At 68.5% G+C, this 15,735-nt stretch carries 7 protein-coding genes and 1 pseudogene; 1 reads left to right on the top strand and 7 read right to left on the bottom strand.

What is annotated here, in order from left to right; all coding sequences use genetic code 11:
- Positions 1-8 precede the first annotated feature (8 nt).
- The 6 genes from ACP93_RS18010 to ACP93_RS17985 all read right to left on the bottom strand — a co-directional run bounded on the left by ACP93_RS18010 (position 9) and on the right by ACP93_RS17985 (position 13,572).
- Complete coding sequence (locus ACP93_RS18010; RefSeq protein ID WP_228136084.1) at positions 9-2,738, bottom strand: glycoside hydrolase family 3 C-terminal domain-containing protein; 2,730 nt, start codon at positions 2,736-2,738, stop codon at positions 9-11.
- On the bottom strand, positions 2,738-5,437 hold the full coding sequence (locus ACP93_RS18005) for a beta-mannosidase (protein WP_048492036.1): 2,700 nt from the start codon (positions 5,435-5,437) through the stop codon (positions 2,738-2,740). Before ACP93_RS18005 ends, ACP93_RS18010 begins: the two co-directional genes overlap by 1 nt.
- A 16-nt stretch (positions 5,438-5,453) precedes the next feature.
- Positions 5,454-7,946, bottom strand: coding sequence for a beta-N-acetylhexosaminidase (locus ACP93_RS18000; RefSeq protein ID WP_048492035.1), 2,493 nt, complete (start codon positions 7,944-7,946; stop codon positions 5,454-5,456).
- Positions 7,947-8,064: 118 nt separating this feature from the next.
- Positions 8,065-9,120, bottom strand: coding sequence for a glycosyl hydrolase family 18 protein (locus ACP93_RS17995; RefSeq protein WP_048492034.1), 1,056 nt, complete (start codon positions 9,118-9,120; stop codon positions 8,065-8,067).
- A complete protein-coding gene (locus ACP93_RS17990; protein ID WP_048492033.1) occupies positions 9,117-10,811 on the bottom strand; it encodes an alpha-L-fucosidase in 1,695 nt (564 codons plus the stop codon). The genes ACP93_RS17995 and ACP93_RS17990 overlap by 4 nt, the downstream gene beginning before the upstream one ends.
- 100 nt (positions 10,812-10,911) lie before the next feature.
- Positions 10,912-13,572: a TonB-dependent receptor gene (locus tag ACP93_RS17985; protein ID WP_048492032.1), complete on the bottom strand. Its 2,661-nt coding sequence runs from the start codon at positions 13,570-13,572 to the stop codon at positions 10,912-10,914.
- A gap of 873 nt (positions 13,573-14,445) precedes the next feature.
- Here ACP93_RS17985 and ACP93_RS17980 point away from each other — a divergent pair.
- On the top strand, positions 14,446-15,468 hold the full coding sequence (locus tag ACP93_RS17980; protein ID WP_048492031.1) for a glucokinase family protein: 1,023 nt from the start codon (positions 14,446-14,448) through the stop codon (positions 15,466-15,468).
- A gap of 159 nt (positions 15,469-15,627) precedes the next feature.
- Here the strand turns inward: ACP93_RS17980 and ACP93_RS22360 are convergent.
- A pseudogene (locus ACP93_RS22360) lies at positions 15,628-15,735 on the bottom strand (IS110 family transposase); the annotation flags it as partial.

The raw sequence follows: 15,735 nt of genomic DNA, 5'->3' as shown, positions 1-15,735 counted from the left end.
CCCCTCGCTCACTTCGGCAGGGCCACCCGGCCACTGATCGAGAACGCCGCGTCCTCGCCGGGCGCGCCGGTGCCGGGCTGGCCGCCGCCGACGAACACGCGATAGTCGCCGGCCTCCACCGCGCGCTGGCCGCTACGATCGACGTCGCTGAGCTGGCGCGCATCCAGCGCGAAGCGCAGCGTGCGCGCCTCGCCCGGTTGCAGGTGCACGCGCTGGAAGCCGACCAGGCTGCGCAGCGGCGACTGCGCGCGCTGCGGGTATTGCAGGTACACCTGCACCACCTCGTCGCCGGCGCGTGCGCCGGTGTTGCGCACCGTGGTGCTCACCTGCAGCGGCTGGCCGTCCTGCAGGGTCGCGGCCGACAGCTGCGGTGCGTCATAGGCGAATTGGGTGTAGCTGAGGCCGTAGCCGAACGGGAACAGCGGCTCGCCCTTGAAGTAGCGGTAGGTGCGGCCCTTCATGTCGTAGCTGACGTAGGGCGGCAGGTCCTTGGTCGAGCGGTAGAAGGTCACCGGCAGGCGGCCGCCGGGGTTGATGTCGCCGGCCAGTGCCTGGGCGATGGCGGTGCCGCCGGACTGGCCCGGATACCACGCGGCGATGATCGCGTCGGCGTGTTGCTTGGCCCAGTTCAACGCCACCGCGCTGCCGCTCATCAGCACCACGACCAGTGGTTTGCCGCTGGCCTTGGCCCGTTCCAGCAGCGCCTGCTGCGCCGCCGGCAGGGCCAGGTCGTTGCGGTCGCCGCCGTCGAAGCCCGGCACGTCGATGCGCAGTTCCTCGCCTTCCACGTCCGGCGACAGGCCGACGAAGGCCACCACCGCGTCGGCCTGCGCCACTGCGCGTTCGGCCTCGGCCAGTTGCAGCGCCGGCGGCGCCAGCCACTCCAGGCGCAGGCCCTGGTCCTGGCCGCGGTGTTCCAGCTCCAGGCGGATGCGCCGCGGTGTCGCGTCGTCGAAATGCAGCACTGCCTCGACGTTGCGGCCGTCGGCGTTGTGCATGCCGGCCGGCAGGTGCTTGTCCTCGGCGTTGCCGGCGATCACCAACTGGTCGTCGATGTACAGGCGCACCGGGTCGTGGCCGGCGCAATCGAAGCAGCGCGCCACCCGCACCGCCAGGGTGTAGTCGCCGGGGCCGGGCGGCAGCAGTTCGCCGCTCCAGCGCACCGAATAGCGGTCCTTGTCCACGCCCTTGGCCGGGGCCACGTGGTCCCAGTTGAAGCCGACCACGCGGTCCTGGCGCTGCGCGCGCGGCGTACCGGCCAGGTCCAGGTTGTCGAAGTACTCGCCGCGCAGCCCGGGCTTGCCGTCGCTGCGCAGCGCGGTCTCGGGGATCATGCCGGGCACGCCGGCGGCCAGCGGCGCGCCCTGTGCATAGGTGATCTGGGTGGCGCCGAAGCGCGTGCGCAGCCCTTGCAGCGGCGTCACCGGCTGCACCGAAGTGCCCTGGTAGTTGGCTTCCAGCGCGGCCAGCGCATCGGCATTGGGGCCGAGCACGGCCAGGCGCAGGCCCGGGCGCAGCGGCAGGGTGGCGTTGGCGTTCTTCAGCAGCACCAGCGATTGCTGTGCGGCCTGCAGCGCCAGCGCGCGGTGCGCGGCACTGTCGATGTCCTTGGTGCCCAGCCGTGCATACGGATCGCGGCGCGACGGCTGCAGCTCGCCAAGCCGGTAGCGCGCGGCGAACAGGCGCACCAGCGAGCGGTCGAGCAGCGCCTCGTCTGCCTCGCCACGGTCGAAGGCGATGCCGAGGTCGCGGTAGGCGTAGCCGCAATTCAGGTCGTGCCCGGCCTTGAGCGCCGCGGCGGAAGAGCCTGCATTGTCGGCGCGGTAGTAGTGGAACTGGGTCATGTCGTCGATCGCATCGCAATCGGACACGACGAAGCCCTTGAAGCCCCAGTCGCCGCGCACGCGGCCGTCGATCAGCCAGTCGGCGGCGCAGGCGGGCGTGCCGTGCAGGGAGTTGTACGCGCACATCACCGAGCCGGCCTGGCCGTCGACGATGGCGGCGCGGAACGCCGGCGAGTAGGTGGCCTCGAAATCGTGCGGCGACACGTCCACGTCGAAGCCGTGGCGGCCCGGTTCCGGCCCGCTGTGCACGGCCAGGTGCTTGGGCGTGGCGATGGTGCGCGGGTGCGCCGGATCGTCGCCCTGCAGGCCGTGGATGAAGCCGACCGCGAGCCGCCCGGTGAGGTAGGGATCCTCGCCGTAGGTCTCCATGCCGCGGCCCCAGCGCGGGTCGCGGAAGATGTTGATGTTGGGCGACCAGATGGTCAGCCCGGCGTAGCGCGGATGGTCCTTGCCGGGGCCGCCGGCGAGGTTGAACTTGGCCCGCGCCTCGGTGGAGGTGACGGTGCCGACGTCGTGCAGCAGGTCGGGATTCCAGGTCGCGGCCAGGCCGATCGCCTGCGGGAATACCGTGGCCTCGCCGTTGCGGGCGATGCCGTGCAGGCCCTCGCTCCACCACTCGTAGGCCGGCACGCCCAGGCGCGGGATCGCCGGCGCAGCGTTCATCGCCTGCGCGATCTTCTCGGCGCGGGTCATCTTCGCCACCAGCGCGGCGGCGCGGTCCTCGGCCTCGTCGGCGTGGGCGAGCGGGGCGGCGAGCAGGCCGAGTGCGCACAGCGCCAGGGAGATGCGCCTTTGTGGGAGGGACTTCAGTCCCGACGCTTTACCGGTAACGCCACGTCGGGACTGAAGTCCCTCCCACACTGTTCCCTTCGAATCGCACATCTCCCCGCGCATCACTTCACCTCCGCCGGCTCGGCCGGGGCGCCCGCCATGGTCCCGCCGAGGTCACGCACCTGCAGCGCCGCGCGCAGCTGCTCCAGGGTGGCGCTGCTGTGCACGCGCACGGTCAGCGGCTCGCCCGGCAGCAGGTCGAAGGCGTTGTCGGACAGGGTCACGTCGAGGTCGCCGAAGCTCAGCCACACCTGCGCGGCGAGGGTGGCGCTGCTCAGGGTCAGCGCGTAGCCGTCGCCGTCTGCGTGCAGCTCGCTGCGGATGTCGGCCTGCGGCCACTGCAGGCGCTTGGCCGCGTCGAAGTACACCAGGTTGCGCGACAGCACGCGCTCGCCGTCGAGCAGCTCGAACACCGCCACGCTACGGCGCGGATCGGCGCGGCGCAGCAGCTGCGCATCGCTGAAGCTGCCCACGCGCACGCTGGACAGCGGCGCCAGCGTCACCGGCTTCTCGGTCTTGCTCAGCACCTTGCCGGACAGGTCCATGACCCGCATGCGCCAGCGCGCGGCCAGCGGGGTAGTGCGGTCGGAGACCAGCGACACCTCGGTCTGGCCCTTGTCGTTGCGCAGTGCGGCGATCAGTTCCGGCGCGTAGAAGCGGCGCGCGTGGTACTGCAGCGCCTTCCAGCGGCCGAAGTAGTCCAGGCTCGACCACGACGCGCCGGGCCACACGTCGTTGAGCTGCCAGTACAGCGAGCCCATCGATTGCGGCCGCGAGGCGCGCAGGTGCTCGGCGGCCAGGGTGATGCCCTCGGCCTGCATGATCTGGCTCAGGTAGACGAAGCTGGCGAAATCCTTGGGCTCGCCGAACGCACGGCGGATGTACAGCAGCAGGCGCTGGTTGCCGTTGCCCTTGTCGAACTTCTGGTGCGCGCGCATCACCGCCGATTCCGGCTGCAGGTCGCCGGGTTCGGCGAAGGCGCGGATGGTGCGCATCTCCGGGAACGACTGCAGCCCGTATTCGGACATGAAGCGCGGGGTCACGTTGAGGTACTCGGTGACCGGCAGCGCCGGGCCGCCCCAGACCTTCCAGTAGTGCATGTCGCCGTCGTCGGGCTGGTCGGCGGCGCCGTCGAAATCGGTGCCCGGCGAGGTCGCCCAGTACGGGGTGTCGCTGTCGTACTTCTGCACCGCTTCGCGCAGCACCGTGCCGAACAGCGTGGTCATGCCGCGGACGATGCGCTCGCGCTCTTCCGGGTCGATCGACTGCTTGAACTTGACCCGGTCGCCCCAGTTCTCCCATCCGGTCTGCACTTCGTTGTTGCCGCACCAGATGACGATGCTGGGGTGATCGCCCAGGCGCCGGACCTGCTCCTCGGCCTCGGCACGGGTGTTCTCGCGGAACGCGACGTCGTACGGCGGGATGGCGCCGCCGAACATGAAGTCCTGCCAGATCATGATGCCCAGGCGGTCGGCGTCCTCGTAGAAGCTGTCCGGCTGGTAATGACCGCCGCCCCACATGCGCAGCATGTTCATGTTGGCGTCGCGCGCGGACTGCAGGAAGCCGCGCATGCGCGCGGCGTCGACGCGGGTGGGGAAGCTGTCGAACGGGATCAGGTTGGCGCCCTTGGCGAACACCGGGATGCCGTTGACCACCAGGGCGAAGCTCTTGCCCCACTGGTCCTTCTCGCGGCGCAGTTCGACGCTGCGCAGGCCGGTGACGCGCTGCACGTCCAACCGTTCGCCCGCCGCATCGCGCAGTTGCGCCTTGAACGTGTACAGGTCCTGGCGGCCGTAGCCGGCCGGGAACCAGCGCTGCGGCTTGGCGATGCGCACCGGCACGGTCAGGGTGTTGGCGCCCGGATCGACCACCGCGCGCTGGCTGAACTGGCCGACGCGTTGGCCGTCGGGGCCGAGCACCTCCAGATCCAACTGCACTTCGCCGCTGCGGCCGGCCTGCACCTGCAGTTGCGCCAGCAGTTGCGCTGCGTCGGCGTCGACGCGCTGCTGGGCGATGCGCAGGCCGTCCACGCGCAGCGCGTCCCAGGCTTCCAGGCGCACGCCCTGCCAGATGCCGGCGGTGACGATGCGCGGGCCCCAGTCCCAGCCGAAGTTGTACGGCGCCTTGCGCACATAGGTGGAACTGTGCCGCGCCACCGGCTCGTCGCCGAATGCCGAATCGTAGGCGCCGGGCAGGGCATACGGCTGCTTGGACAGCCACGGCTGGATCTTCTTGATCGGCGAGGCGATGCGTACTTCCAGCAGGTTGTCGCCGCGCTTGAGCAGCGGTTTGGCGTCGATGCGCCACTGCCGGAACATGTTGTCGGCGGCCAGCAGTTTCTTGCCGTTGAGGTAGACCTCGGCAAAGGTGTCCAGGCCGTCGAACACCAGTTCCAGGTGCGGGCGCGCCAGCAAGGCCGCGTCGACCTGGAAATGGGTCTGGTACTGCCAGTCGCTGAGCCCGGCCCACTGGATCTGCGCTTCGTTGTCGCGATAGAACGGATCCGGCACCACGCCTGCGGCGATCAGGTCGGTCTGCACCGTGCCCGGCACCTGCGCCGGCAGCCACTGCGCCGCCTTCGGATGCGCCTTGGCGTTGGCATCGCCCGGCGCCAGCCGCACCTGCCAGCCCTGTTGCAGCGACAGCGTCGCCGGCGCCGCCGCCTGTCCCAACGCCGGCAAGGCCAGCGCCAGCAGCAGCCCGAGGCGGGCAGGAAGGCGCGTGTGCGACGCGGAACGGGGGCGGCGGGGCGGCTGGATCATGCGAGGGTCTCCGTGGTCAGTGCGCGGCGGCGGGGGGCGCCTGCGCCGCGGTGTCGATCAGATGGACGGCGCCGATGGCGTAGTACGGGCCGGCGATGGGCGCGGTGGAGCGCAGGCACAGGTCGTGCACGCCGCGCTGCTTGGGTAGCCGCGCTTCCAGTGCGAACTGGTCGCCCAGGGTCTTGCCGGCCGGCAGCGGCAGCCGCGCCAGCAGCTTGCCCTTGCAATCGCCCAGCCGCACTTCGAACTCGCCACGCGGGCTGTGCGCCGGGTAGCGCTTGACCTTGGCCTGGTCGTGCGCCAGCCCGTAGTTGCGCGCCAGGCGTGCGGCGTCGATGCGGATGCGGTCGATGCCGTCCAGGCGCGCGTCGGCGTAGCGCCAGCAACTGGTGAACAGGTCGATGTTGAACACCGGGGTGTCCTGGTCGGCCAGGTCCGGCAGCAGCGGCACACGCAGGCCCAACTCGCCGCCTTCGCACGAGGCCAGGCCCTGGGTGTCGCGGCTGAGCAGGTTGGCGCGGTCGAGGATGCGGCTGCGCGGGGCGGCCAGCAGGCGGCCTTCGTCGGCGAAGGTGGCCGCGCGCACGGTGACCGGCAGGGTCACCGCGAACGGCGCCGTGTAGCGCGGCGAGTCGGCCTTGGGTTCGCTGCCGTCGGTGGTGTAGCGGAAGCTGCCGAAGGTGGCCTGGTTGCCCAGCACCACGGTGGCCTGGCCGCTGTCCAGCGCGGCATTGTCGCCGCCCTGTATGGCGATGTCCGCGGCGAAGGCGCCGTCGCCGTAGGCGATGCCCTGGCTGCGGTAGCGATCCAGCTGCGCCGGCAGGCGCTGCAGGAAGCCGTTCCAGTCGCGCGCGGCCATCGGCGACCAGCCGGCCTCGGCCACCGCGCTCAGCCGCGGGAACAGCGCATGGTCGATATGCCAGGCGGAGGGGATGTATTCGCTCCACAGCGCCGCCTGCACGCCGAGCACGTGCTTGCTCTCCTCGGCGCTGAGCGCGGCCGGCACCGGGTCGAAGCCATAGACCTTCTGCAGCGGCAGCGTCGCCAGGCGGCCATTGGGTTCGTCGTTGCGCGCGCTCTGCAGGTTGTCCAGGTACATCCAGCCGGCCGGCGCCAGCACCACGTCGTGGCCCTGCTTGGCGGCGGCGACCGCGCCGTCGACGCCGCGCCAGGACATCACCGACGCGCTGGCCGGCAGCCCGCCTTCCAGGATCTCGTCCCAGCCGATCAGGCGCCGCTGGTGCTGGGTCAGGTAGTCGGCCAGCTGCTGGTTGAACCAGCCCTGCAGCGCATGCGCATCCTTGATGCCGAGCTTGCGCATCTGCGCGCGCACCGCCGGCGAGCGTTCCCACTGATCCTTGACCGCCTCGTCGCCGCCGATGTGGATGTACGGCGAGGGGAACAGTTGCAGCACTTCGTCGAGCACGCCCCGGATGAAGGTCATGCTCTTGTCGTTGGTGTTGAACAGGTACGGATTGACGCCCCAGTCCACCGACACCTTGGGCCGTTGCCGGGTCACCCCGACCAGTTCCGGGTAGGACGCCACCGCCGACTGGGCATGGCCGGGCATGTCCAGCTCCGGCACGATGGTGATGTGGCGTTCGGCGGCGTAGGCCACCAGGTCGCGGATCTGGTCCTGGGTGTAGAAGCCGCCGTAGCGATCGGGCAGGCCGTGGGTTCCGGCGCCGGGCGGGGTGCGCCAGGCGCCGATCTCGGTGAGCTTGGGATAGCGCTTGATCTCGATGCGCCAGCCCTGGTCGTCGGTCAGATGCAGGTGCAGCACGTTGAGCTTGTGCTGGGCCATCGCGTCGAGCAGGCGCTTGACCGTATCCGGGCCGTGGAAGTGCCGCGCCACGTCGAGCAGCACGCCGCGCCAGCCGAAGCGCGGCCAGTCGCGGATGTGCACCTGCGGCACGTCCACCTCGCCCTTGCCGGCGTCGGGCGTCATCAGCTGCCAGGCGCTGATCGCGCCGTAGAACAGGCCGCGTTCCTCGCGCGCCTGGATCAGCATGGTGCGCGGGTCCACGTCCAGCGTGTAGCCCTCGGCCTGCGCGACCTCGGTATTGGGATTGAGCTGCAGGCGGATGCTGCCGTCGGCGGGGATGGTCTCCGCACGCACCTGCAGCGCCAGGCCGCGGGTCTTTTCCAGCAACTGCGACAGTTGCTCGGCCACGCGCTGTGCGCCGGGGTCGTCGAGAGGTACCGACAGCACGGCGCCGGTGCCGATGGTCAGGGTGCCGCCGTCGCGCTCGGCCTTGGCCGGCGCCGGGATCAGCGGCAGCGGGGTCTTGTCGTCGTCGTCATCGTGTTTCGGGGCCGGCGGCGGCGCCGCGGCGGGCTTGGCCGCCGGTGTCGGTGCCGGCGGCGGAGCGCGGTCGCAGCCGCCGAGCAGGCTGCCACAGGCGAGCAGGGACAACCCCAGCCAGGCGTTGCGGGAGGCCGCCGCGATGCGCGCGGCGGCGGGCATCGGGCGGTGCGGCAATCGGGGGTGTGCACCCACTGCAGTCATCGGTCTACCTCAAGCGATCGAGATGCGTATCGTAGAGGCTGTGGGGTAGCCTGGGGTGAGCGCGGCGCGTTCGCTGCGCGCCGCGTGCATCCCGTCGCATGTCGATCGTGGCGGCCGCTCAGCGCGTTGCGGTCGGCAGTTCGTCCCAGACCTTGGGGTCTTCGGCGCCCAGCACCCAGCAGCTGAAGCCTTCCAGGCCGTATTGCTTGGTCAATTCATAGCGCGCGCGGAAGCTGCGCGCGTCCGGGCGGAACACCCACTCGCGCATGTCGTCGCGGTAGAAATAGAACCACGACTCCTGCTCCACGGGGTCCCATTGCACGGTGGCGTGCTGCTCTTCCGCCAGCGGGAACGACTCGTCGGCGTCGATGTAGTCGGCGGTGATGTTCGAGGCCTCGGTGCCGTCGGGCTTGACCGGGTTGCCGGTGTACCAGCGGTAGCCGTAGGTGGCGATGCCCAGCGACAGCTTGTCCTTCGGCACCTGGGTCAGTGCATAGTCCAGGTGCTTCTTCATCCACACCATGCCGTCCACCGGGCCGGGCGTGGTCCAGCGGGTGTGCTGGTCGTAGGTCATCAGGCTGATCAGGTCGGCCGAGGCGCTCAGCGCCTTGAGGTCGTAGGCGCCGCGCCAGTACTCCCACATCCACTTGGCGAACGCGCCGCCTTCGGCATAGCCGGGCGCGTTCGGCACCACCGCCACCGACAGCTTGAAGCCGGCCTTGTGCAGCGCCTCGGCGGTCTGCTTGACCATCAGCGAGTAGGCGTCGCGGTCGGTCCAGGCGATGCTCTCGAAATCGAACTGGAAGCCGTAGTAGCCGTGCTTGCGGCCGTGGATCAACAGCGCCGCGATCATGCGCTGCTTGGCGTCCTCGTCGTGCAGCAGCTTGTGGAAGCCGTCGCGTCCGGCGGTCATCGACAGGATCGGCATCACCCGCAGCTTGTGCTGCTTGGCGATCTCGTACAGGTACAGGTTCGGGGTGCCGTTGACCAGGCCGCTCTGGTCCACGCCGTACCAGGTCGGCACCACCACGTCGATCTTGTCGAGGTGCGCCAGGAACGAATTGGTCGATTTCTGCGTGTTCATCAGATAGAACAGCGCGGTCGGGTTCTTGGCCATGGCTGGGGCGCAGACCAGGGCGAGGGCGAACAGCAGCCCTGCGAAACGCTTCATCATCGGGAGGGATCCGTTGGCGGGGTGGGGGAGGTCAGGTCGATGCGGAACACGTAGGCGTGTTCGCCCACCGGCTTGGCCGGCAGGCGCAGGTGCAGGCCGTCGGCGCGCTGCTCGAACGGCACCGGCTTGCCGCTGGCGAGCAGGGTGACGCCGCGCACGCCGTCGGCCGGCGTCAGCGAGCGGATCACGGCCTTGCCGTCGGCCGGCCAGCCCAGCTCGATCGCGTACAGCGCGCCGTGGCCGGTGGTGAAGCGGAAATCCTCGGGCGTGTATGGCTTGGTCTTGGTGTCCTGGAAGGTGCCGCCGACCACCTCGGTCGGGCCTTCGCCGTAGGTGCGCCACGGCGTGCTGTCGTAGATCGCCTCGCCGTTGGTCTTCAGCCACTTGCCGATCGACAGCAGGATCGCGCGCTCGGTCTCCGGGATCGAGCCGTCGGCGCGCGGGCCGATGTTGAGCATCAGGTTGCCGTTCTTGCTGACCACGTCAACCAGCATGTGGATGATGAAGGTCGGCGTCTTGTAGGTGTCGTTCTCGACATAGCCCCACGAGGCGTTGCTGACCGAGGTGTCGGTCTGCCAGTGCGTGGGATGGATGCCGGTGAGCTGGCCGCGCTCGATGTCCAGGGTGCCGGCGCCTTCGGGGAAGGCGCCGAGCTTGTAGTTCACCACCACCCCGCCCTTGGCCGCGCCGTGGTTGTAGTAGTACGACAGCATGGTCGGCAGCGTGCCGCGGAAGGTCGGGTGCGCGATCCACCAGTCGAAATAGATCAGATCCGGATCGTAGCGATCGATCAGCTCGGTGGTGCGGGCCAGCCAGTCGTCCAGCCAGGCCTGCGACACCGGGGTCCAGTCGTTGGTGACGTCGGCGTCGTCCTTGCCCGGCAGGCGGACCTGCGCCGGGCCGTACAGGCCGGCGTAGCGCGGGTCGTTGACGTCGGAGTCGAACTGGCGGCCGCCGTCGAAGAACCAGTCGTGCTCGGCGCGGTGCGAGGACAGGCCGAAATGCAGGCCCTGCGCGCGGATCGCCTTGGACAGCTCGCCGATCACGTCGCGCTTGGGGCCCATCTTCACCGCGGTCCAGTCCGACAGCTGCGAGTCGTACATCGCGAAGCCGTCGTGGTGTTCGGCCACCGGCACCACGTAGCGGGCGCCGGCGTCGCGGAACAGCGTGGCCCAGGCCTGCGGATCGAACTTGGGCGCGGTGAACAGCGGGATCAGGTCCTTGTAGCCGAAGCGCGACTGCGGACCGTAGGTCTCGCGATGGTGCAGGTAGTCCTTGCTGCCCTGCTGATACATGTTGCGCGAGTACCACTCGTTGCCGAAGGCCGGCACCGAGAACACGCCCCAGTGGATGAAGATGCCGAACTTGGCGTTGTCGTACCAGGACGGCGAGCGGTACTGCTTGAGCGAGGTCCAGTCGGGCCGGAACGGTCCGCCGCGCGCGCCAGCGTTGGCCTCGCGCACCAGGCGCGCGCGTTCGGGCGCGTACTTGGCGGTGGCCTGCAGCCACTGCTGGTCGATCTGTTCCGGACTGAGGGTGGTGGCGGTGGGCGCCGTCGGCGACGGCGCGTCCGCGGCGCCGGCGGGCAGCGCCGTCAGCGCAAGAATGAGGGCCAGCGCGCTGGCCAGGGTCTGGCGTGCGGCTCCGGCGTGGCGGGATCGGTCCGCACGGGGGCGGGTCTCGGTCGTCATGGAGCGGCACTCCTTTGTTGCAGGGAACGATGCCGGCGCCGCCGCGCCGGACACGAAAAAGCGCGCCACCGTGGAGGGACGGTGGCGCGCCGGTGCTACATCAGAACTTGAAGTTCAGCTGCGCCTGGTAGCCGCGGCCGTTCTTGTACATGCCGATCGGCGCGTACTTGACCTCGTTGTACCAGTAGTACGTCGAGTCGAGCAGGTTGGTCGCGCTGAAGCTCACGCTCATCCAGTCGTTGATCTCGTACGAGGCGGTCAGATCCAGCTGCTTGTACTCGTCGGTGAACACCTGCGAGTTCAGGCGGCCGACCTGGGTGAAGTACTTGGAGCGGTAGCTGTAGTTCAGGCGCACCATCCACGGACCGTTTTCCCAGTAGGGGATCACGTTGTAGGTGTTCTTCGACAGGTACGGCAGGTTCAGGCCGGTGCTGGCGTCGGCGGTGGCGTAGGTGTAGTTCGCCTGCAGACCGAAGCCGTAGCCGAACGCCTGCTGGTAGTTCAGCGAGGCGCCCTTGACCTTGGCGTCGGAAGCGTTGATCGGCGAAGTCACCGTGAACAGGCCGCTTACGCCGCTCACCGCATCGGTCAGCTGCTGCTGCGAGGTGGTGGTGACGATGTACGAGCTGATGTCGCGATAGAACAGTTCCGCCGACAGCATGCTGGACGGGGCGAAGTACCACTCGGCGGCCAGATCGTAGTTGGTCGACTCGTAGGGCTTCAGGTCCGGGTTGCCGCCGCTGGCGGTCAAATTGCCGTTGCTGCTGTTGATGGTGAACGAGCCGGCCAGGTCGCCGTAGCGGGGACGTGCCATCACCTTGGCCACGGAGAAGCGCAGCACCTTGTCGGTGTCCAGATCGTAGGCCAGGTTGAAGCTCGGCAGCGGCTTGTAGTACTGCTTGCTCACCTGCGTCTGGTTGTAGGTGGCGCCGCCATCGGCGCTCTGCCAGTACAGCGACTTGTCCTTGGTGTCCACGTAGCGCACGCCGAGGTTGCCGCGCCACGCGCCGGACTCGAAGTTCAGCTGCGCGTAGAGGTCGCTGGTGATTTCCTTGACGTCGAACGAAGAGCCGTAGTCCCGGTTGTACGGACCCTGCGGCTGGCCGCGCAGGTAGTTGATCACCGAGTTGAGGTTGGCGGTCGGCCAGTTGGTCAGGTCGCCGCTGGCGCCCAGGCCGTCGTACAGGCCGCTCGGGGTGGTGCCGGGGCTGAAGTCGGTCAGCGAAATCGCATTGGTGGTGTTGATGCGGTTGCCGCGGGCATCGACGCCATTGTCGTGGTTGATGTACTTGTAGCCGAGCTGCAGCTTGTTCAGCGGGCCCCAATCCAGATCGCGGGCGGCATCGAACTGGAAGTACTTCTCCTTGTCCGTGCTCTTGGCGTAGTAGATGCCGCCGGCCTGCATCGCCGAGGCGGCGGTGGAGCCGGCGGGCAGACCGGCCGGCGAGCCGACCAGCCCCCAGTTGGCGGCGCTGGCGTTGTCGTAGTTGACGTCGGTGTGGCTGCCGTCGTAACCGAAGTTGTAGCCGCCGTCCTTCAGCAGGAACTTCATCAGGTACTCGGGGTTCTTGCCGCCGGTGGCCTCGGTGGTGCCGACCTGCGAGGTGAACACCCACTTGTCGCCGTAGAAGTCGTGGCGCAGGTTCAGGCTCTTGGTGGTGACGGTGCTTTCGCGGTAGTTGGTGTCCAACTGCGCGTACGGCTGCTTGCCGTTGCCGGCGCCATCGGTGACCGTGGCCTGGGTGACGTAGCCGTTCTGCACGGTCGCGCTGGTGATCTTGTCCTGGTCGCCGCAGCCCGGGCAGACGTAGCGCGATTCGCTGAAGTTGTTGTACTTGCCCTTGATGTAGATGCCGGTCAGGTTGAACTCGTTCTGATCGTTCGGCTTCCACTGCAGCGCGCCCTGCAGGCCGTTGCGCTCGCGGGTCTGCTGGAAGAAGGCGCTGTTGATGCCCACCGGGATCTTGGCGGTCGCGACGTTACCACCGTCGCCGGAGATGCGCGCGGTCGGCGGGATGCCGGCGCCGGTGTTGTAGCCGAAGAACTCGATGCCGGCGCGCGACAGGTCCTGCTTGTCGTGGGTGGCCGAGATCAACGCACCAAAGGTCTCGTCGTCGTTCTTCCAGCTCCACAGCGCCGAGCCGCGCGGATTGCCTTCTTCCGAACGGTCGTTGTAGTTGTAGCCGACCGAGCCGCGGATGGTGTTCTTCGGCAGGTCCAGCGGCTTGCGGGTGTGCACGATCACGGTGCCGCCGATCGAGCCTTCGTCGATGCGGGCTTCCGGGGTCTTGTAGACCTCCATCAGGCCGATGATTTCCGGCGACAGCAGGGTGTAGTTGAAGGTGCGGCCGCTGGTGTCGGTCGGGTTGCCGCCCCAGTCGCCCGAGGCGATGGTCTGGCCATTGAGCAGCACGCGGTTCAGCGCCGGATCGGTGCCGTTGATGCTGACCTTCTCGCCCTCGCCGAACTGGCGGTCCACGCTGATGCCCGGCAGGTGCGCCAGCGACTCGGCGGCATTGGTGTCCGGGAACTTGCCGATGTCCTCGGCGCTGATCGCGTCGACGATGGAGTTGGCCGAGCGCTTCACCGACTGGCTCTTCTCCAGCGAGGCGCGGTAGCCGGTGACAGTGATGGCATCCAGCTGCTGGACGTTCTTGGAATCCGCGTTGGCGGAAGCGGGCGCTTCCTGCGCGGCGGCGTTACCGGACAGGTACAGCGCGGCCATGATGCTGAGGGCTAAGGTAGTGGTGCGGCTATTCATTGGCTAAACCTCTGGGTGAGTACTTGGGCATGAGGTGCCAACCGATGTTCCGGCGTGCTGGCCGCTGCCCGGCCTTGTGGATGGCGCCGCGCCTGGTGGCGCTGCGCGGATCGCATCTCGATGCGCGTCGTCCGGTCGCTGACGCGGAAGTAGCCAACCGGCGGCATCGAGGGCGCCGGTTCTTCCTGTGTTCCTGCAGGTAACAACCAAGTCCAGCAATAAAGCAGTGCACCTGCTGCCTGGTCCGGGCGCGCTGCGTCCGTGCCCGGCATCGGGCGTGGTTTCGTCGGTTCGGGGGATGCCGGTCGCAGCGTCAGCGCGGGTCCTGCCACTTGGCGCGGGAGGAGCGGCGATGCGTCGCTGTTTCTGAATCCCCTGAACGTGGCATGTCTTGAAGTTGTAAAACTTGTGTGAGCCGAGTCTGTCGTAGCGCTGACAGCGTTGTCAACACCCGTTTCACGCGGTTTTGACGATTGCAAGCAAGGCTTGCCGCGGCATCTTTCCTGCGGCTTTGGCAAGGCGTCCGCGGCCCGGCCTAGGTCCTTGTCTACAAAAGAAAACATGGCCGACGATGGTGGCGACAGGGGTGTATCGACCAGTCGCCCCAGCTGCAGCAAGGCCTGCCGGCTTGCAGGCTGCGCGGCAAAAATTTGTGCGATGCGGCGAAATTTTGCGACGGATGTTCACCCATGCAACGCGCAGCGACGGCGGCCTCCCGCATGCCAAGTCGATCCATCCCATCAAGTCGACGCGATGAAGACAAAACGACCCGCTGGTGAAATTCATCTTGACAACGTTGTCAAGGTGGTCGGACACTCGATCGATCAATCTGCCGAATCGGCGTGCGCCTGCTCTGGCGCAACGGGAGAAGACGTGTCCGCAAGCAGTTCATCCGTGGCAGCGGCCGTGCCGCGCGCCGAGCCCTTCATTGCTGCCGATGTCGGCGGAACCCATGTCCGGATCGGCCTGGTCGCGCCTGCTGCCGGTGCCGGCCCGGCGCCGTCTGTCGATGTACTCGACTATCGCAAGTACCGCTGCGCCGACTATCCCGGCCTGGCCGAGATCATCGGCGAGTTCCTGGGCCAGGTGCAGGGGCCGAAGCCGACCCGCGGGGTGATCGCCAGCGCCGGTTACGCGCTCGAAGATGGACGCGTCATCACCACCAATCTGCCGTGGACGCTGTCGCCGCCGGAGATTCGCGAACGTCTGGGCCTGAAGGCGCTGCATCTGGTCAACGATTTCGAGGCGGTGGCGTATGCGGCGGCGTCGATGGACGCCAGCGAAGTGCTGCATCTGACCGGGCCGCGCAAGGCGCAGCGCGGGCCGGCGTTGGTGATCGGTCCGGGCACCGGCCTCGGCGCAGCGGTGTGGATTCCGACCCATGGCGGCGCCGTGGTGCTGGCCACCGAAGCCGGCCATGCCGCGCTGCCGGTCGGCAACGACCTGGAACTGATGCTGGCGCAGCGCCTGTTGCGCGATCGTCCTTACGTGCCGGCCGAACATTTCCTGTCCGGTCCGGGCCTGCTCAATCTGTATCGCGCGCTGTGCGAACTGCGTGGCGCCACGCCCGCGCATGCCGCGCCGGGTGACGTCACCGCGGCTGCCTTGGCCGGTGGCGATCCGCTGGCGCACGAAGCGCTGTCCGCGTTCTGCGGCCTGCTTGGCAGCGTGGTCGGCGACATGGCGCTGCTGTATGGCGTGCAGGGCGGCATCTACCTGGCTGGCGGCTTCCTGCCGCAGATCGGCGCGTTCCTGTCCGCCAGCAGCTTCGTCGAGCGCTACTTGAACAAGGGCGCGATGCGTCCGGCGCTGGAGCAGATCCCGGTGAAACTGGTCGAACATGGCCAGCTCGGCGTGATCGGCGCGGCCAACTGGTTCCTGCAGCAGCGCTACTGAGCCGCTGGGCGGCCTCGCCGACACAGGCCGCTTCCTGCGGCGTGCGTGCTTAGTGCATGGCGCAGGCTTTTATCTAGAGCGCATGCCGCGCTGCCGCGAGCGTGGCTACAGGGTGCGGCTGAGAGCAAGGGAAGTGTCCCGTAGATACCGTCTTACCCCCTAGCAGGCAAGGGCCCTTTTCGGGTCGAACGCGGTGCCCGATTTGAGGACGCCGTAGGCGAGGTGCAGGAGCTTACGCATGGCAGCACACACGATTTGCTTGCCGGC

The organism is Xanthomonas sp. NCPPB 1128 (assembly GCF_001043115.1).
Taxonomy (GTDB): domain Bacteria; phylum Pseudomonadota; class Gammaproteobacteria; order Xanthomonadales; family Xanthomonadaceae; genus Xanthomonas_A.
The sequence above is the reverse complement of the archived record's forward strand: the minus strand, read 5'-3'. Positions and strand labels throughout refer to the sequence as shown.